This window comes from Actinomadura bangladeshensis, from assembly GCF_004348335.1.
Classification (GTDB): Bacteria; Actinomycetota; Actinomycetes; order Streptosporangiales; family Streptosporangiaceae; genus Spirillospora; species Spirillospora bangladeshensis.
On record NZ_SMJW01000168.1, the window covers coordinates 1 to 18,287 of the forward strand.

The following is an 18,287-nucleotide window of genomic DNA, read 5'->3' on the forward strand; positions in this document are numbered from 1 at the left end:
GCACCGGAGCCGGGCACCCCGGCGAGGCGCTCGACGGCCGCGATGAAGGCGTCCCCGCGGGCCGGGTAGTTGGCGAACATGTCGAAGGACGCCCCGACGGGCGCGAGGAGCACGGTGTCTCCCGGGCGGGCGAGGGCTGCGGCTTCGCTGACGACGCGTTCCATGGCCCCAGTGTCGGTGTCGGGGACGTCGACGACCGGGACATCCGGCGCGTGTCGCGCGAGTGCCTCCGCGAGCCGGTGGCGGTCGCGGCCCATCAGCACGGCGCCGCGCAGCCGCCCGGCGCACGAACGCACCAGGTCGTCGACGTCCAGCCCCTTGAGGAGCCCGCCGGCGATCCACACGACGGACTCGTAGGCGGCGAGGGACGCGGCGGCGGCGTGCGGCTGGGTCGCCTTGGAGTCGTTGACGTAGGCGACCCCCGCGACGTCCGCGACGTGCTGGATGCGGTGCGGGTCGGGGACGAACGAGCGCAGCCCCTCCCGGACGGCCTCGGGCGGCGCCCCGAACGCGCGGGCCAGCGCGGCGGCGGCCAGCGCGTTCGCGACGTTGTGCGGCGCGTACGGGCGGACGTCGGCGAGCGCGGCCAGTTCGGCGGCGCTGCTCACCGGGTCGTCGGTGAAGGCGCGGTCGACGAGGAGGTCCTCGACGACGCCGAGCTCGCCGGGCCGCGGGACGCGGAGGGTGAACCCGGCCCGCCGCCCGACGCCCTCGGCGCGTTCGGCGAGCGCGGTGGAGGTGTCGTCGTCGGCGTTGTAGACGGCGACGCCGCAGCCCGCGTAGATCCTGCCCTTGGCGCCGACGTAGGCGTCCATGGAGCCGTGCCAGTCGAGGTGGTCGGGCGCGACGTTCAGGACGACCGCCGCCGCCGGGGCGAGCGAGCTGGACCAGTGCAGCTGGTAGCTCGACAGCTCCACCGCCAGCACGTCGTACGGCTCGCTCACGGCCTCCACGATCGGCGTCCCCACATTGCCCACCGCGAGCGCCTTGTGGCCGGCGGCGGTGAGCATGCAGGCCAGCATCCGGACGACGGTCGTCTTGCCGTCCGTCCCGGTGATGGCGAGCCACGGCGCAGCGTCCGGGCCGCGCAGCCGCCAGGCGAGCTCCACCTCGCCGATGATCTCGATGCCGGCGGCGGCGGCCGCGGCGAGCAGCGGCGTGTCCGGCCGCCAGCCCGGCGAGGTCACGACCAGGCCGGTGCCCTCGGGGAGGCTCTCGCCGTCGCCGAGCCGGACGGTGACCCCGCGGGCCTCCAGCTCGGCGGCGTGACCGCGCTGCTCGGCGCCGTCGCGGGCGTCCACGGCGATGACGCGGGCGCCGCGGCCGGCGAGGACGCGGGCGGCGGCGCGGCCGGACACGCCGAGCCCGGCCACGCACACGGTCGGGCCGTCCCAGGGCTGGTTCACTTCTTCGGCATCCATTCCAGGTAGAACAGGCCGAGCCCGGCCGCGGTGAACAGCGCGGACATCAGCCAGAACCGCACGACGATCGTGGTCTCGGCCCAGCCGGACAGCTCGAAGTGGTGCTGCAGCGGGGCCATCTTGAACACCCGCTTCCCGGTCATCTTGAATCCGCCGACCTGGATCATCACCGACAGGGTGATCATCACGATCAGCCCGCACAGGATGGCGAGCAGGAACTGGGTGCGGGTGAGGATCGCCAGGCCGACCAGCACGCCGCCGAGGGCCAGCGAGCCGGTGTCGCCCATGAAGATCTTCGCGGGCGGGGCGTTCCACCACAGGAAGCCGAACACGCCGCCGAGCACGGCCGCGGCGACCACCGCGAGGTCGAGGGGGTCGCGGACGCTGTAGCAGTTGGGGGCGAGGGCGGCCGCGCAGCTGTTGCGCAGCTGCCAGTTGCCGATGATCACGTAGGCGGCCAGCACCATGCCGGCCGGGCCCGCGGCGAGGCCGTCCAGCCCGTCGGTGAGGTTCACGCCGTTGGACATGGCCGCGATGAGCAGCAGCGCCCACAGCACGAACAGGTACGGGCCGATCGAGGGGCCGAAGTCGCGCAGGAAGGACAGGTGGGGGTCGGCGGGGGTGACCTGGTAGCCGTTGGGGAAGTTCAGCGACCCGACGGCGAACACGACGCCGACGAGGATGATCCCGACCATCTTGGCGCCGCTGCGCAGGCCGAGGCTGCGCTGCTTGAACACCTTGATGTAGTCGTCCACGAACCCGACGAGGCCGAGGCCCGTCATCAGGAACAGCACCAGGACGCCGGAGATCGTCGGTTCCTCGCCGGTGAACAGGTGCGCCGCCGCGTAGCCGACGAGCGCGCCGACGATGAAGACCGTCCCGCCCATCGAGGGGGTGCCGCGCTTCTTCAGGTGCGCCTCCGGGCCGTCGTCCCGGATCATCTGGCCGTAGCCGAGCCGGTTGACGATCCGGATCCACACCGGGGTGCCGACCACCACGAAGACGAGCGCCACGCCCGCGGCGATGATGATGTTGGTCATCGGGCGTCCTCCGCGAGGAGCGCCTCGGCCGCCCGTTCCAGTCCCGCCACGCGGGAGCCCTTCACCAGTACGACGTCCCGCGGCCGGAGCCGCTCGCTGAGCGCGGCCACCGCCGCGCCGACGTCATCCACCTGCACGCACTCTCCCGTCCATGACGCCACCTGCCCGGCCCCTTCGGCCATCGCCGCCGCGTTCGCGCCGACGACGATGAGCCCGGCGATCCCGCTGCGCGCGACATGCTGCCCGATCTTGGCATGTTCCGCCACGGCGGAGTCGCCGAGTTCGGCCATCTCCCCCAGCACCGCGTAGGCGCGGCGCCCGCGCGCCATGTGCACGAGCACGTCGAGGGCGGCGCGCACCGAGTCGGGGTTGGCGTTGTAGGCGTCGTTCACCACGGTCACCCCGTCGGCCCGCTCGGTGACCTCCATCCGCCACCGGCTCTCCGGCACCGCCGTCGCCAGCGCGGCGGCGACCGCCTCCACCGGCAGGCCCGCCGCGCGGGCGGCGGCGGCCGCGGCGAGCGCGTTCGGGACGGCGTGCGCCCCGTGCAGGCGCAGCGCCACCGGCGCCGAGCCCTCCGGGGTGACGAGGGTGAACCTGCCCCGGCCCTGCTCGTCGAGCGTCTCGTCCACTGCCCGGACGACCGCGTCCGGCCCGCGGCCGAACGTCACGACCTCGCCGCGGGTGCGGGACGCCATCGCGGCGACCAGCGGGTCGTCGGCGTTGAGGACGGCGGTCCCGCCCGGCGGCACGGCCTCCACGATCTCGCCCTTGGCGCGGGCGATGTTCTCCCGGCTGCCGAACTCCCCGACGTGCGCGGTGCCGACGTTCAGCACCACGCCGACGTCGGGCCGCGCGATGCCGGTCAGGTAGGCGATGTGGCCGATCCCGCGCGCGCCCATCTCCAGGACGAGGTGGCGGGTCGCGGCGTCCGCGCGCAGCACGGTGAGCGGCAGCCCGATCTCGTTGTTGAACGAGCCCGGCGGGTGCACGGTCGGCCCGGCGCGGCTCACCAGGTGCGCGATGAGGTCTTTGGTGGACGTCTTGCCCGCCGACCCGGTCACCGCGAAGACCGTCGCGTCCGGCAGCCGCTCCAGCAGGCCGCGGGCCAGCCGGCCGAGCGCCTCCGCGACGTCGGGCACGACCACGCACGGCCCGCCGACGGCGCGCTGGGACAGCACCGCCGCCGCACCGGCGGCCAGCGCCCCGGCCGCGAAGTCGTGCCCGTCCGCGCGCTCGCCCTTGAACGCCGCGAACAGCGCCCCGGGCTCCACGGCGCGCGAGTCGATGACGACGGGGCCGCTCACCACCACGTCCGGAGGCCCCTGCGCGGTGCCTCCCGTGATCTCCGCGATCGTCGCCAGCGGAAGTGGGATCACGCCTGCGTCCCGTCCCCTCTAATCCCTTGTGTCCGGCCGCCGGGTGCCCGGCGCCGCAGCGCCGCGCGGACGACCTCGCGGTCGTCGAACGGATGCACCTCGCCCGCCACGTTCTGCCCCTGCTCGTGGCCCTTGCCCGCGACGACGAGCACGTCGCCGCGGCGGGCCCGGCCGACGGCCAGCCCGATCGCGGCGGCGCGGTCGGGTTCCACGACGATGTGCGCGCGCTCGGGCTGCGGCACCTTGAGCCCGCCCTCGACCATAGCGGCGAGGATCGCGAGCGGATCTTCCGACCTCGGGTTGTCGTTGGTGAAGTAGGCGGTGTCGGCCAGCCGGGCGGCGGCCTCGCCCATCAGCGGCCGCTTGCCGCGGTCGCGGTCGCCGCCGCAGCCGAGCACCACCGTGAGCCGCCCCTCGGTGACGGGCCGCAGCGCGTTCAGCACGGCCTCGACCGCGCCCGGCTTGTGGGAGTAGTCGACGAGGGTCACGAAGTCCTGGCCCTCGTCGACGCGCTCCAGCCGGCCGGGGACGCCGGGCAGCGAGGCGACCCCGCGGACGGCGGCCTGCAGCGTGATGCCCGCCTCGACCAGCGCGACGATCGCGGCGAGCGCGTTCGCGACGTTGAACGGGCCGGCGAGCCGGACCTCGGCGTCGGCCTCGATGCCGCCCGGGCCGACGACGCGGAACACGCTGCCGTCGGCGCCGACGCGCACGTCCTCGGCCCGCCAGTCGGCCGCGGGGTCCCCGGACGCCGAGAACGTCGTCGTCGGCACCGCGGCGATCTCCAGCAGCTCCCGGCCGTAGTGGTCGTCCAGGTTGACCACGCCGACGCGCGAGTACTCCGGCGTGAACAGCCGCGCCTTCGCCAGGAAGTAGTCCTGCATGGTCGGGTGGTAGTCGAGGTGGTCCTGCGAGAGGTTGGTGAACACCGCGACCTCGTAGCGGGCGCCGCCGACGCGGCCCTGCACGAGCGCGTGGCTGGACACCTCCATCGCGGCGGCCCCGACGCCTCGCTCGCGCATCATCGCCAGCAGCGCGTGCAGGTCGGTCGCCTCCGGGGTGGTGAGCGCGCTCGGCACCCGCTCGCCGCCCACCCGGATCTCGACGCCGCCGACCAGGCCCGTCTCGATCCCGGCCGCGCGCAGCCCCGCGTCGATCAGGAACACGGTCGTGGTCTTGCCGCTGGTGCCGGTGACGCCGATGAGCGTGATGTCGCGCCCCGGGTCGCCGTAGGCCCACGACGCGGCGTCGCCCAGCCGGGCGCGGACGTCCGGCACCACCAGCACCGGCAGGCCCGTCGCCGCCGCCCGGTCGTACCCGGCGGGGTCGGTGAGGATCGCGGCCGCGCCCGCGTCGGCGGCCTGGACGCAGAACTGGGCGCCGTGGGCGCGCGCGCCGGGCAGCGCCGCGTAGACGTCGCCGGGCCGCACCGCCCGCGAGTCGTGCGTGATCCCCGTGGCCGACACGCCGTCCCGCCCGTCCCCTTCGATCCCGAGAAGCTCCGCGAGCCCGCTCAGCGGACGGGCCGGATTGGTGGTCGGACGCATGGCTGTTCTTTCGGTGCGAGCGTAACGGGACTGGTGGGACGCGGGTGGTGGACTCACAGGCGAGGAGGGTACTCGCTGCGGTCAGTCTCCGGCGTGGATCTGGGCGATCGGCGGTCGGCTCCCCGTCGGCGGGATCTTCTCGGACTGAAGGGCGAAGCTCATCACGTCCTTGAAGACCGGTGCGGCCACATCGCCACCATAGTGGCTGCCCCGCTTCGGATCCTGCAGGACGACCTGCACGACGAGCCGCGGATCGTCCGCCGGGGCGAACCCGGCGAACGAGGCGGTGTAGCCACCGCCGTCGTAGCAGCCGCAGCGCGGGTTGACGATCTCGGCGGTGCCGGTCTTGCCGGCGACGCGGTAGCCCTTGATCTGGGCCTTCGGGGCGGTGCCCTCGGGGGTGGTGACGCTCTCCAGCATGTCGCTGATCTGCCGCGCGGTGCGCGCGCTGATCACCTGCCTGCGCGGCGGCGCGGGCGCCGCGGTGAACCGGTCGTCCTCGCCGACCGTCCCGGCGACCAGGGACGGTGCGACGCGGACACCGCCGTTGGCGATCGTCGCGTACACGCTCGCCATCTGCACCGCGTTCACCGACACCGTCTGCCCGAACGCGATCGGGTAGCGGTCGGTGCCCGACCACTTGTTCGGCGGGGTCAGCAGCCCGGGCGTCTCGCCGGGCAGCGGCAGGCCGGTCTTCTGCCCGAACCCGAAGTCGCGCAGGGTCCGGTAGAGCTGCTGCGAGCTGATGCTCTCGCTGGCCATGATGGTGCCGACGTTGCTGGACTTGGCCAGCACCCCGGTGAAGGTGAGCCGCTCCGGCGCGTGCGGGTGCGAGTCATGGAACACGACGTCGTATTTCTTGATCTTGTCGGGAACGGTGTAGGGCGTCTGCGGGGTGACGCCGCCGTACTCCATGACGGCGGCGGCCGTGACGACCTTGCCGGTGCTGCCCGGCTCGTAGGCGTCCTGGACGAGGGGGCTGCCCCACCGGGACCGGTCGGAGTCGGCGTAGTGGTTCGGGTCGAACCCGGGCGCCGACGCCATCGCGAGCAGCCTCCCGGTGCGCGGGTCCATGACGATCACGCTGCCGCCCGCCGCCCGGCTGGCCTTCACCTGCTTCTCGATGGCCTCCTGCGCCATGAACTGCAGGTCGCGCTGGAGCGTGAGCCGGACGCCGCGGCCGGGCACGGACGGGCGCTTCTGGTCCTCGCCCATCGGGATGTGCTGGCCCTCCAGGCTGATCTCCACCCGCTGCCAGCCGGCGCGCCCGGCGAGCACGTCGTCCAGCGAGCTCTCCAGGCCCGCGGCGCCCTTCCCCGTGTCGTTCACGAAACCTATGACGCTGGCGGCCAGCGAATCGTTGGGGTATTCGCGGCGGTATTCCGGGAGTGTTCCGATACCGGGCAGGTCCCACGACATGATGAGCCGGGCCTGGTCGGGCCGGACGCCGTGCGCGAGGTCGACGAACTGGGTGTCGGGCCTGCTGATCTGCTTCAGCAGCGTCGCCGGGTTCAGGCCGAGCGTCGGGGCGAGCGCGTTCACGACCTTCTGCCGCTTCGCCGGCTCGATCAGCGACGGGTCGGCGTAGATCTTGCGCGCCTCCAGCGTCATCGCGAGCGGGTGGCCCTGCGCGTCGGTGATGTCGCCGCGGACGGCGGGCAGCTCGATCTTGTGCATCCGCTGCCGCATCGCCTCCTCGGTGTACTTCCCGGACTCGATCGTCTGCAACTGGACGAGGCGCCCGGCGAACAGCGACAGCACGAACGCGACGGCGAGCAGGCCCACGTTGAGGCGCTTCATCGGGTCGCGGCGGTTGAACGGCACGCGGGCGCGCGGCCCCCGGCCCGGCGGCCGCGGTCCCGAGCCGCCGGGGCGCGGCCCCGTCCCGGCCGGGCGGCCGCCCCTGGGCGTGCGAGCGCCGCCGGCGGGCGGCTTCTTGCGCGCGGCCCTGGTGGCCGTCGCCTGCGGTGTCTCCATCCGCGACGCGGTCTTGCGCTCGGCCGCCTTGCGGCCGCCCGCCTTGCCGCCGGACGCCTTGCCCCCGGACGCCTTGCCGCCCGGCCCCTTGGCATTGGCGCCCTTGCCGCCGGCGCCGCCGCGAGAGGCCTCCTTGCGCTGGCTCTCCTTGCGCGCGGGCTCCTTGCGCGCGGGCTCCTTGCGCGGGGCGGGGGGCGTCCCGCCGCGCGCGGGACGGCGGGGCGCGCTGCCCTTCTTGCCCGGCCGTCCCGCGCCGTCCGCCCTCCCGCCCGGGGAGCGCGGACCGCCACCGGTCTGGTGCCCGGACGCGCGCGCCGCGCCCGGGCCGCTCTTGTCGTCCCGCCCGGCCGAGCCCCGGGGGGCCCGCCCGTCCGGCCCGCTGCGCCGGCCGGGCGGCGGGCCGACGGTCCCGGGCCCCGGCCGCTTCGTCACCGTGCCCCCCGCTCCTTCGTCACCGTGCGCCCCGCTCCCGGGCGCGGCGCCCCGTCACCGCGTCCCGCTCCCCGGCCGCGCGCCCGCCGCGGCGCCGGCGGCGGGCCGGACGCCGTCACCGGGCACCACGGTGCCGGGGACGCCGACGACGCCCGCGGCGCCGGCCGACGCGGCGGCCGCGTGCGGCACGGGGCGGATCTTGCCGCCGCTCGCCCGGCCGGTCTCGGTGTCGAAGAAGGCCGGGTCCTCGGCCTCCTTCATGCCGAGCGCCTTGGCCTTGCGCGACAGCCCCGCCGGGGAGCCCTCGCGCGCGTTCTCCTCCTCCAGCGCCTGGCGCTGCTGCTGGAGCTGCTTGTTGCTCTGCTGGAGCCGCGTCAGCGTGAACGCGTCCTTGGCGAGGACGGTGTTGAGCAGCAGCAGGCTCACCAGCGCGCCGCCGAGCAGCCCGATGATGAGCAGCACGAACGGCGCGCGCGGCGCGGCCCGGTGGGCCGCCGCCGGGCGGGACCGGGCGGCCGCCGGCTTCGCGTTCTCGGCCGTGCCCTTGGGCGCGGCCTTGGCCGGCGCCTTGGGCGGGCTCTTGGGCGGCGCCTTGGGCGGGCTCTCGGGCCGGGCCTTCACGGCCGTCGCCGTGCCTCCCGCCGGCGCCGCGGCCGTCCTCTTCTTCTTGGGCGCCCTAACCGGCGGGCGCCTGCTCGTCGTCGTCATGTCGCCTCCCGGACCCGCTCCGCGGCGCGCAGCCGCACCGATCCGGCCCGTGGGTTGGTCGTGGTCTCCTCGCCGGACGGCAGCTCGGCCCCGCGCGTCAGGAGCCGGAACCTCGGCTCGTGCTCGGGCAGCGGGACGGGCAGGTCCGGCGGGGTGGTGTCGGCCGCCTGGGCGGCGAGGACGCGCTTGGTGATGCGGTCCTCGAGGGAGTGGTAGGACAGGACGGCGACCCGGCCGCCGACCGGGAGCGCGTCCAGGGCGGCGGGCAGCGCCCGGCGCCAGCTGTCGAGTTCGCCGTTCACCTCGATGCGCAGCGCCTGGAAGGTGCGCTTGGCCGGGTTGCCGCCGGTGCGGCGGGTCGCGGCCGGGATGGAGGTGCGCACGAGGTCGGCGAGCCGGCGGGTGGTCTCCAGCGGCTCGCGCTCGCGCTCGCGGACGATGGCCGCGGCGATCCGCTGGGCGAACCGCTCCTCGCCGTACTCGCGCAGGATGCGGGCGAGCTCGGCGGGCGGGTAGCCGTTGACCACCTCGGCGGCGGTGAGCCGCTGCGTGCGGTCCATCCGCATGTCGAGCGGGGCGTCGTAGGAGTAGGCGAAGCCGCGGCCCGCCTCGTCGAGCTGCGGGGAGGACACCCCGAGGTCGAACAGGACGGCGTCCACCGCGGGCACGCCGAGCCGGCGCAGCACCTCGGGGATGCGGTCGTAGACGGCGTGCTCCAGCGCCACTCGGTCGCCGAACGGGGCGAGCCGGCGGCCGGAGCGCTCCAGCGCGGCGGTGTCGCGGTCGAGTCCGATGAGCCGCAGCCGCGGGACGGCCCGCAGCATCGCCTCGGCGTGGCCGCCCATGCCGAGCGTGGCGTCGAGGTAGACGGGGTCGCGGCCGGTGACGGCCTCCGCGGCGGGGACGAGGATCTCCAGGACGCGGTCGAGCATGACCGGTACATGGCCGGCGTCCGGCCCGGGACCGGCGGCCCGACGGCCAGCGTCCTCGGACGCGTGGCCGCCCGCACCCGCGTGGTCACCCACGTCCATGCTCCACCCCCTGTACTGCCACCTCGCTCGCGGACTTGTGGCATCGCCGGACCGGACCGTCCCGTGCCCCCGGCGGCGGCCTCGCCCGGCCAGGTCCCCATCCGCTGCCCTAGAGGAAGATCACCGCGTTTCCGCGGGGGGTCGCCGTCTGGCACCGGGGAAGCTGCGCCAGCTGGCTCGGAGAGCGGCTGGAGACCTGGCCGAACGTGGGCCATAGCCGGTCAACGGACCGACGAGTCTTCGCTCAGAGGATCCCTGGCAGCACCTCCTCCGAGACGTCGGAGAACGTCTGCTCCTCCTGCTCCAGGTAGGTCTCCCAGGCCTGGGCGTCCCAGATCTCCAGACGCGTGTTGGCCCCGATCACCGTGCAGTCGCGGGTGAGACCCGCGTACTTGCGCAGCGGCGGGGGAATCGTGACGCGGCCCTGCTTGTCCGGTACCTCGTCGGAGGCGCCGGCGAAGAAGACCCGGCTGTAGCCCCGGACCGCCTTCTCCGTGACCGGCGCGGCACGCAGAGCCTCGGTAATCCGCTGGAACTCCGCCATGGGGAAGACGTACAGGCAGCGTTCCTGGCCCTTCGTGATCACCAATCCCCCCGACAGCTCCTCGCGGTACTTCGCCGGCAGGAACAGTCGTCCCTTGTCGTCGAGGCGCGGTGAATGGGTGCCGAGGAACACCGGCCCCACCTCCCCGCGCCGCATGGGGTACTACCGCCCCCACGGCGCCCCACTCTACTCCACTCTTCCCCACCGTCAACAAGAAAAACACTCTCCGCGAGCGAATTCGGGCCACGAAACCGCAGGTCAGGAAGGGTGGTGCGGAGTGGGGCCCAGCGGCCGCCGGTCCGCGCGCCGAACCGACCGCAGGCGTTCCGGGACGCGTCTCCGCGGGTTCTCACGCGTCCCGGATGATCGTGGTGGAGCGGAGTGGGGCCCCGCGCGCGGCGTTTGCCGTCCTTCCCGTGGAGCACAATGGGCTCGCGTTCCCCATGAACATCGCGGCGGGCGTTCCGACGACGTACTGTCGGGTGGAACGGCTGAGGAGGGTTTGGTGGCAGTAGGCACGCACGGCGAGTCGTTCATGGAGACCGACCCCCCTGCATCCCGCCCTTCCCGGCGCCCCGCCGCGGGGGGCGAGGGGGCGGGCCGCGGGCTCGACGGCCTCGCCCACATCGCGAACAAGATCCGGGACGCGGTGGAGTCGGTCATCGAGGGCAAGCCCTCGGTGGTGCGGCTGGCGCTGACGGTGCTGCTGGCCGAGGGCCACCTGCTGATCGAGGACGTGCCCGGGGTCGGCAAGACGATGCTCGCGAAGGCGCTCGCGCGCTCGGTCGACTGCTCGGTGCGGCGCGTCCAGTTCACCCCGGACCTGCTGCCGAGCGACATCACCGGGGTCAGCGCCTACAACCAGGAGCTGCGCGAGTTCGAGTTCAAGCCGGGCCCGGTGTTCGCCAACATCGTGGTCGGCGACGAGATCAACCGCGCGTCCCCGAAGACGCAGTCGGCGCTGCTGGAGTGCATGGAGGAGCGCCAGGTCACGGTGGACGGCACCACCTACGCGCTGGAGCCGCCGTTCATGGTGATCTCCACGCAGAACCCGGTGGAGATGGAGGGCACCTACCCGCTGCCGGAGGCGCAGCGCGACCGGTTCACCGCCCGCATCTCGATGGGCTACCCGGACGCGGCCGCCGAGCTGGAGATGCTCGACACGCACGGCCGGACGTCCCCGCTCGACCGGCTCACCCCCGTCGCGCACGCCGCCGACGTCCGCGACCTCATCGAGGTGGTGCGGCGCCAGCACGTCGCGCAGCCGGTGCGGCAGTACGCGGTCGACCTCATCGCCGCCACCCGCAAGCACCCCGAACTGCGGCTCGGCGCGTCCCCGCGGGCGACCCTGCACCTGGTGCGGGCCGCGCGGGCGTACGCGGCGCTCGACGACCGCGACTACGTCGTCCCCGACGACGTCCAGGACCTCGCCGTCCCCGTCCTCGCGCACCGGCTGCTGCCGACCGCGGAGGCGCAGGTCGAGCGGCGCCGCCCCGAGCAGGTCGTCGCCGACCTGGTGAAGCGGCTGCCGGTGCCCTCCCCCGGCCGGTGACCGGTGCGACGCGCGCTGGCCGGCCTCACCACGCGCGGGCGGTCCTTCGTGGCCGCCGGCGCGACCGCGATCGTGTGCGCGGTCGTCCTCGGCGAGCGGGACCTGCTGCGGGCCGGGGTGCTCGTGCTGGTGCTGCCGCTGCTGTGCATGCTCGCGGTGTCGCGGACCCGGTACCGGCTGGCGTGCGCGCGGCGGCTCGACCCCGCGCGGCTGCCGGTCGGCCATGAGGCCCGCGTCGACCTGCGGCTGGAGAACGTGTCGCGGCTGCCGAGCGGGCTGCTCATGGTGGAGGACCGGGTCCCCTACGCGCTCGGCGGCCGGGCCCGGTTCGTGCTGGAGCGGATCGAGCCGCACGGCTCCCGCCGGCTCGGCTACCGGATCCGCTCGGACGTGCGCGGGCGCTACCGCGTCGGACCGCTGACGGTCCGGCTCGCCGACCCGTTCGGGATGGTGGAGCTGGTGCGCTCGTTCAGCCTGTCCGACACGCTGACCGTGACGCCCGCGATCGTGCCGCTGCCGCACAGCCGGCTGTCGGGGGCGTGGACGGGCGGCGGCGACAGCGTCGCCCGCGCCGTGTCGGCGGCGGGCGAGGACGACGCCGCGCCCCGCGAGTACCGGCACGGCGACGACCTGCGCCGCGTGCACTGGCGGTCCACCGCCCGGCACGGGGAGCTGATGGTGCGGCGCGAGGAGCAGCACTTCCAGAGCAGCGGGACGCTGTTCCTCGACACCCGGCGCGCCGCGCACTGGGGCGAGGGGACGAGCGGCTCGTTCGAGCAGGCCGTGTCGGCGACGGCGTCGATCGGGGTGCACCTCGTCCGGACGGGGATGAGCCTGCGGTACGTCACCGACGCCGGCGAGGTGGTCCCGGCGGCGCGGTCCGAGGGCGCGTTCGAGGGGCTGCTGCTCGACGCGCTCGCCGTGGCGCGCAGGTCCAAGGGCGGCACGCTGGCGGCCGGGCTGGCCGCGCTGCGCGGCGCGTCCGGCGGGCTGGGCGGCCGGGAGGGCGACGGGCTGGTGGTCGCGGTGTTCGGCGCCCTGTCCGCCGAGGAGGCCGGGTCGGTCGCGGCGGCGCGGCACGGCGCCGGCACCCGCGTCGCGGTGCTGGTCGAGGGCGGCTCCGGCCGGGGCGCGCCGGCCGACGGCGCGCAGCCGGGCGGGCCCGGCACCGGGACGGCCGCGGAACTGCTGCGCGCGGCCGGGTGGCGGGTGCTGTCCGTCCGGTCCGCCGCGGATCTCGCGCATGCGTGGACGACCGCCGGGAAGGCCGGCGAGGACTTCGTCAGGGACGGTTCATGAGGATCCGGATGACGGTCATGGCCGGGCTGGCGACGCTCGCCGGCTCGCTCGGCCTCTACCCGCTGTTCGAGCGGGCCGGCTGGTTCTGGGCCGGGCTCGGCGCGGTGCTCGCGGTCGCCGGCGGCGGGCTGCTGGCCCGGCAGCTGCGGCTGCCCGTACTGCTGAACCCGGTGTTCGGGCTGGCCGCGCTGCTGCTCTACCTCAACCTCGTCTACGCCGCCGACCGGGCCTGGCTGGGCGTCGTCCCGTCCCCGGAGTCGGTGCGGCACCTCGGCGACCTCGCCGGGGAGGGCTGGCGGGCCGCGAACCGGTACGCGGCGCCGGTCCCGCTGCTGCCCGGCATCGCGATGCTGACCGCCACCGGGATCGGGCTGGTCGCGGTCATGGTCGACCTGCTCGCCGTCCGGCTGCACCGCACCGCGCCCGCCGGGCTGCCGCTGCTGGCGATGTACAGCGTGCCCGCGGCCGTCCGGGAGGACGGCGTCGGCTGGCTGGCGTTCGGCGTCGGCGCGCTCGGCTTCCTCGGCCTGCTGATGGCCGACTCGCGGGAGAAGGTCGGCGGCTGGGGCCGCACCGTCGGCACCCACCACCGGCCCCGGGAGGTCCCGCTCGCCGGGGCGGAGCCGCGTCCCGGGGCGGAGCCGCGTCCCGGCGAGGAGGCGGCGCAGCCCGACGCGGCGGCGCTCGCGGTGACCGGCCGCCGGATCGCGGTCGGCGCGATCGCCGTCGCGGTGGTGCTGCCCGCCGCGGTGCCGGGGCTGCAGCCGCGCGGGGTGTTCGACCTCGGCGGCGGCAGCGGCCAGAGCACCCGGACCGTGACCACGCCCGACCCGCTCGTCAGCCTGAAGCGGGAGCTGACCCGGCTGGACGACTCGGTCGTCCTCACCTACCGCACCGACGACCCCGAGGGCCCCGACTACCTGCGGCTCTACGCGCTCGACCGGTTCGACGGCGACCGGTGGACCTACAGCCGGCTCAATAGCGACCCCAAGGACCGGCTCGTCGCCGGGCGCACGCTGCCGCCGCCGCAAGGCCTGTCCATCGGGCGCGTGCACACGGTGACCACCGAGGTCCGCGTGCGGCCCGAGGTGAGGAACATGACGTTCCTGCCGGTGCCGTACGCCCCGACCAGCGTGTCGATCAAGGGCGACTGGCGGGTGCACGCCGCGTCGCTGATGGTCTACTCGCTGCGCGACTCGGCGAGCGGCCGCTCCTACACCGTGCGGAGCGTGCACGCCGACCCGACCGCCGCGCAGCTCGCCGCCGCGGGCGGCTACCCGGCCGACGTCGTCGCGCACTACACGGCGGTGCCCAAGAACGTCCCGCAGGAGGTCCGCAGGCTCGCCGAGCAGGTCACCGCCGGGTCGGCGACCGCGCTCACGCAGGCCGTGCGGCTGCAGCGCTGGTTCACCGTCGGCGGCGGGTTCAGCTACGACCTGTCCGCGCCGGCGCCGCAGAAGGGCAGCGACCTCGTCGACTTCCTGCTGCACAGCAAGCGCGGCTACTGCGAGCAGTACGCCGCGTCGATGGCGCTGATGGCCCGGATCCTCGGCATCCCGTCCCGGGTGGCGATGGGGTACACGCCGGGCAGCGAGGTCAGGCCCGGCGAGTGGGTCGTCCGGTCGCGGGACGCGCACGCCTGGCCGGAGCTGTACTTCCAGGGCACCGGCTGGGTGCGGTTCGAGCCGACGCCGTCCGGCGCGGGCGGGCAGGGCACCGCGGTCACGCCGTCCTACAGCCGCCCCGAGATCAGCACCGGCGGTGGGAGCGACTCCTCGTCCGCGCAGGCGCCGGACTCCTCCGCCGGCGGCGACGAGAGCGCCGCCGCGCCGAGCCCCGGCGCCCGGCACCGCGACGACGAGGGCCCCGGGGCCGCGGCCGCGGCGCAGGACGACGAGGAGAGCGGCACCGGCGCGACGCCCTGGGTGGCGGGCGGGGCGCTGATCCTCCTGCTGCTGGCCGTGCCGATGGGGCTGCGGATGTTCACCCGCCGCCGCCGCTGGGCCGCCCTCGCGCCGGCGCCCGCGCCGTCGGGGCCGCCGGCGTCCGATCCGCTGTCCCGCACACTGTCCCGCACACTGTCCCGCAGGCGGGTGCGCCGGTCGCGCAAGCCGGTGCCCAGGGCCCGGCGCCCGGCGGACGACCGGCCCGCACCGGGGCCGGCGGAGGGGGCCGACCCGGCGCGGGCGGCGCACACCGCGTGGCGGGAGATGCGCGCCGACGCGCTCGACCACGGGCTCGAATGGCGGGCCAGCGACTCCCCGCGCGCCACCGCGCGCCGGCTCGGCGAGCAGCTCGAGCTGGACGGGGCGAGCTCGCAGGCGCTCACCCGCATCGCGCGCGCCGAGGAGCTGGCCCGGTACGCGCGGTCCCGCTCCCCCGAGCCGGTGGAGCGGCTGCGCGCCGACGTCAAGACCGTCCGGGAGGCGTTCGCCGCGTCCGTGGGCCGCGGCGCCCGCTGGCGCGCCCGGCTGCTGCCGCCGTCGACGATGGCGCAGGTGGGCACCGCCCTCCGCACCGCCACCGACCGCGCCCTGGACACCGCCACCCGGCTGAACGACCTCCCCGCCCGCCTCCGCCGCCGCTAGGGCGTCCGGGGCCGGGGAGGGCACCCGCTCGGGAGGTCCCCGGATACGCGTTCGTCCCGGCCCGCGTGGACGGCCCACGCGCGGCCGGGACGATCACGAACGCCGGTCAGTCGCCCTCGGTGCGGCGGCGCCAGCGCTCCTCCATGCGTTCCATGAAGCCCGCCTTGGCCGGACGGGACGAGCTGCCGCCGCTTCGGGCGGGCTCGTTTCCGATGCCGGTCATCCGCTTCCAGCTCGTCAACGCCCAGACGCAGCACACCACCATGAGCAGGAAACCGGTCACGCTGATGGCGATGGTGACGGTGCCCTCGTTGATCACGAGACCGGCCATCAGCGCGCAGACGCCCACGACGAAGCCGAGGGCGGCCTTGATGATCCGGCGCTTGTAGTGGACCTGGGGGTTGGTCGAGCGAACCGCGTGAGCGAACTTCGGATCCTCGGCGTACAGAGCCGATTCGATCTGTTCGAGCATGCGCTGCTCGTGCTCAGAGAGCGGCACGGCACCTCCCAACGACAGCTCCGCGACGGGGTCTCCGATGCGGGACGCGAACGTCAACGGTGATATGCCCAGAATACGAGCACTGTCGAGCGTACGAAAGCGAACGGCCCGTCGAGGGCCCGGTGCCGGTCACCCCACCGCCTTCTTTCATTGTCTTCCGTCCCTGCCGTCACGTCCGTCACCATCGGTCGCACGCCGCACCAGCGCGGCGGGGCGGACCGCGCCGCGGCCGAACCGGTGCGCGACCTGGTCCATGGCTCGCTCGGCCTCACGCCAACCGCGTTCCGGCTCGTCGAAGGCGAGCTGACGGGGGGCCTCGCCGGCCGGGCCCAGGTTCTCCACCCGTACCCCGACCAGACGGAGTCGTACCCGTTCCAGCCCGGCCGCCTCGTACAGCTCGCAGGCTGTGACATAGATCACACGGGCGAGGTCGGTCGGCTCGCTCAGCGTCCGCGACCGGGTGATCGTCTTGAAGTTCGCCATCCGGAGTTTGACGCTGACCGTCCGGCCCGCGTTCCCGCTCGCGCGCAGGCGCTCGCCGGTCTTCTCCGCCAGCCGCAGCAGCGACCGGCGGATCACCTCGGGGTCGTCGACGTCGGTGTCGAACGTCTCCTCGGCGCCGATGCTCTTGTCGGGGGTGTGCGGGACGACCCCGCGCGGGTCGCGGCCCCACGCCAGCTCGTGCAGGTGCGCGCCCATCGCGGTGCCCAGCTCGCGCTGGAGCGTGGCGAGCGGCACCCGGGCGAGCTGCCCGACCGTCCGCAGGCCGAGCCGGGTGAGGTGCTCCTCGGTCCGCTCCCCGACGCCCCACAGGGACGCGACGGGCAGCGGGTGCAGGAAGTCGACCGCGCCGTCGGCGGGCACCACGAGCAGCCCGTCGGGCTTGCACCGGGTCGAGGCCAGCTTGGCGATGAACTTGGTGCTCGCGACGCCGACCGAGCAGGTGATCCCCTGCTGGTCGCGCACCTGCTCGCGGATCAGCCGGGCGATCCGGGCGGGCCGGCCGAGCCGGCGCCGGGCGCCCGCCACGTCCAGGAACGCCTCGTCCAGCGACAGGCCCTCGACCAGCGGCGTGATGGAGCGGAAGATCTCGAACACCGCGGCGGACACCCGCGCGTACTTGCCGTGGCTCACCGGCAGCACGACCGCCCGCGGGCACAGCCGCCGCGCCCGGGTCATCGGCATCGCCGAGTGCACGCCGAACGTCCGGGCCTCGTAGGACGCCGCGGACACCACGCCGCGCGGCCCGGCGCCGCCCACGATCACGGGGCGCCCCCGCAGCTCGGGCCGCTCCAGCAGTTCGACGCTGACGAAGAACGCGTCCATGTCGACGTGCAGGATGTGGCAGCCCGTGTCGTCGGCGGGCGGCCCCGGCTGGGGCCCCGGCCGGTGCAGCTGCTGCTTGCGGCTCACGGTGCTACTCGGCTCATGGCGCTACTCGGCTCATGGCGCTACTCGGCCGGCTTGTCGGCCACCAGGTGCAGCTGGGCGGCCAGGTCCCGCAGGACGGGGTGGACGGCCGCGACCGACTCCAGCGCGATCAGCGCCTCGGCGGAGTCGGAGTCGCCGTCCAGCAGGCCGCTCGGCACCAGGTCGGCGAAGATCCGCACGCCCTGCAGCTCGGCGACCCGCAGGCCCGCGCCGCGGGCCAGCGCCGACAGCGTCTCCCGGGTGAACCGGCGCGGCATCCGGTCGCCCTCGCCCCAGCGCCCGGACGGGTCGGTCAGCACCCGCCGCGCGTCCTCGAAGTGCCCGGACACGGCGCGGTGCAGCGCGGCGGCGACCTGCCCGGCGACCAGCACGCTGACCGAGCCGCCCGGCCGGACCACCGAGGTCAGCGCGGCCATCGCCGCGCCCGGCTCGTCGACGAACTCCAGGACACTGTGGCACAGCACCAGGTCGGCGGCGTCCGGGCCCAGCAGGTCGGGCAGGTCGACGGCGTCGCCCTGCACCGCGCGGACCCGCACCCCCGACTCGGCGGCGCGGCGCTCCAGTGCGGCGAGGGCGTCCGGGTTGGCGTCGACCACGGTGACCCGGTGCCCGAGCTCGGCGAGCGGGACCGCGAACCCGCCGGTGCCGCCGCCGACGTCCACGACGTCGTGCGGGCCGGCCTCGGGGGTGATGCGGGCGAGCACGGTCCGCAGGGCGTCCCACAGTACCGCGCTGCGCACCCTGGTGCCGCCCCGCACCCGCTTCTGCTGCCGGCCGGTCACGGCCACTCCCCTAACGTTGGTCATCCCCGCCCAGCCTAGCCGCCCGGTGCCCCACGC

At 75.1% G+C, this 18,287-nt stretch carries 14 protein-coding genes; 3 read left to right on the forward strand and 11 right to left on the reverse strand.

Features of this window, described 5'->3' with window-relative positions; translation table 11 throughout:
* From murD to mraZ, 8 genes are all read right to left on the reverse strand, one after another.
* The coding region (gene murD, locus E1284_RS27335) for a UDP-N-acetylmuramoyl-L-alanine--D-glutamate ligase (RefSeq protein ID WP_131943017.1) at window positions 1-1,421 on the reverse strand (1,421 nt) is incomplete at its 3' end.
* Window positions 1,403-2,461: a phospho-N-acetylmuramoyl-pentapeptide-transferase gene (mraY, locus tag E1284_RS27340; RefSeq protein WP_131943018.1), complete on the reverse strand. Its 1,059-nt coding sequence runs from the start codon at window positions 2,459-2,461 to the stop codon at window positions 1,403-1,405. The genes murD and mraY, both read right to left, overlap by 19 nt.
* The gene (locus E1284_RS27345) at window positions 2,458-3,840 is read right to left on the reverse strand and encodes a UDP-N-acetylmuramoyl-tripeptide--D-alanyl-D-alanine ligase (RefSeq protein ID WP_131943019.1); all 1,383 of its coding nucleotides are present in this window, start codon (window positions 3,838-3,840) and stop codon (window positions 2,458-2,460) included. The genes mraY and E1284_RS27345 overlap by 4 nt, the downstream gene beginning before the upstream one ends.
* Entirely contained in the window at window positions 3,837-5,387 is a 1,551-nt protein-coding gene (locus E1284_RS27350; RefSeq protein WP_131943020.1) for a UDP-N-acetylmuramoyl-L-alanyl-D-glutamate--2,6-diaminopimelate ligase, read from the reverse strand. Before E1284_RS27350 ends, E1284_RS27345 begins: the two co-directional genes overlap by 4 nt.
* Window positions 5,388-5,468: 81 nt before the next feature.
* The gene (locus E1284_RS27355; RefSeq protein ID WP_481726194.1) at window positions 5,469-7,187 is read right to left on the reverse strand and encodes a peptidoglycan D,D-transpeptidase FtsI family protein; all 1,719 of its coding nucleotides are present in this window, start codon (window positions 7,185-7,187) and stop codon (window positions 5,469-5,471) included.
* A 663-nt stretch (window positions 7,188-7,850) separates the two neighbouring features.
* A complete protein-coding gene (gene ftsL, locus E1284_RS27360) occupies window positions 7,851-8,504 on the reverse strand; it encodes a cell division protein FtsL (RefSeq protein ID WP_207923976.1) in 654 nt (217 codons plus the stop codon).
* The gene (rsmH, locus tag E1284_RS27370; RefSeq protein WP_131943022.1) at window positions 8,501-9,535 is read right to left on the reverse strand and encodes a 16S rRNA (cytosine(1402)-N(4))-methyltransferase RsmH; all 1,035 of its coding nucleotides are present in this window, start codon (window positions 9,533-9,535) and stop codon (window positions 8,501-8,503) included. The genes ftsL and rsmH overlap by 4 nt, the downstream gene beginning before the upstream one ends.
* A gap of 244 nt (window positions 9,536-9,779) precedes the next feature.
* On the reverse strand, window positions 9,780-10,211 hold the full coding sequence (gene mraZ, locus E1284_RS27375) for a division/cell wall cluster transcriptional repressor MraZ (RefSeq protein ID WP_131943027.1): 432 nt from the start codon (window positions 10,209-10,211) through the stop codon (window positions 9,780-9,782).
* A gap of 373 nt (window positions 10,212-10,584) precedes the next feature.
* Between mraZ and E1284_RS27380 the strand changes: the two genes are divergently transcribed.
* The 3 genes from E1284_RS27380 to E1284_RS27390 are packed head-to-tail and all read left to right on the forward strand — an operon-like array spanning window position 10,585 to window position 15,518.
* A complete protein-coding gene (locus E1284_RS27380; protein WP_243714773.1) occupies window positions 10,585-11,631 on the forward strand; it encodes an AAA family ATPase in 1,047 nt (348 codons plus the stop codon).
* Between the two features lie 3 nt (window positions 11,632-11,634).
* The gene (locus tag E1284_RS27385) at window positions 11,635-12,930 is read left to right on the forward strand and encodes a DUF58 domain-containing protein (RefSeq protein ID WP_131943023.1); all 1,296 of its coding nucleotides are present in this window, start codon (window positions 11,635-11,637) and stop codon (window positions 12,928-12,930) included.
* Entirely contained in the window at window positions 12,927-15,518 is a 2,592-nt protein-coding gene (locus tag E1284_RS27390; protein ID WP_243714774.1) for a transglutaminase TgpA family protein, read from the forward strand. Before E1284_RS27385 ends, E1284_RS27390 begins: the two co-directional genes overlap by 4 nt.
* Before the next feature lie 106 nt (window positions 15,519-15,624).
* Here E1284_RS27390 and E1284_RS27395 read toward each other — a convergent pair whose 3' ends face one another.
* The 3 genes from E1284_RS27395 to E1284_RS27405 form a co-directional block, all read right to left on the reverse strand.
* The gene (locus E1284_RS27395; protein ID WP_131943024.1) at window positions 15,625-16,017 is read right to left on the reverse strand and encodes a DUF3040 domain-containing protein; all 393 of its coding nucleotides are present in this window, start codon (window positions 16,015-16,017) and stop codon (window positions 15,625-15,627) included.
* 147 nt (window positions 16,018-16,164) lie between these two features.
* Window positions 16,165-17,430, reverse strand: coding sequence for a DNA polymerase IV (locus E1284_RS27400; RefSeq protein ID WP_131943025.1), 1,266 nt, complete (start codon window positions 17,428-17,430; stop codon window positions 16,165-16,167).
* A gap of 38 nt (window positions 17,431-17,468) precedes the next feature.
* Entirely contained in the window at window positions 17,469-18,254 is a 786-nt protein-coding gene (locus E1284_RS27405; protein WP_131943026.1) for a methyltransferase domain-containing protein, read from the reverse strand.
* Window positions 18,255-18,287 lie beyond the last annotated feature (33 nt).

Bases quoted from the DNA above. Each gene is read 5' to 3' on its own strand.
- mraY (WP_131943018.1), bottom strand. From the start codon at position 2,461: ATGACCAACATCATCATCGCCGCGGGCGTGGCGCTCGTCTTCGTGGTG.
- rsmH (WP_131943022.1), bottom strand. From the start codon at position 9,535: ATGGACGTGGGTGACCACGCGGGTGCGGGCGGCCACGCGTCCGAGGAC.
- E1284_RS27355 (WP_481726194.1), bottom strand. From the start codon at position 7,187: ATGAAGCGCCTCAACGTGGGCCTGCTCGCCGTCGCGTTCGTGCTGTCG.
- E1284_RS27405 (WP_131943026.1), bottom strand. From the start codon at position 18,254: ATGACCAACGTTAGGGGAGTGGCCGTGACCGGCCGGCAGCAGAAGCGG.
- ftsL (WP_207923976.1), bottom strand. From the start codon at position 8,504: ATGACGACGACGAGCAGGCGCCCGCCGGTTAGGGCGCCCAAGAAGAAG.
- E1284_RS27390 (WP_243714774.1), top strand. From the start codon at position 12,927: ATGAGGATCCGGATGACGGTCATGGCCGGGCTGGCGACGCTCGCCGGC.
- E1284_RS27350 (WP_131943020.1), bottom strand. From the start codon at position 5,387: ATGCGTCCGACCACCAATCCGGCCCGTCCGCTGAGCGGGCTCGCGGAG.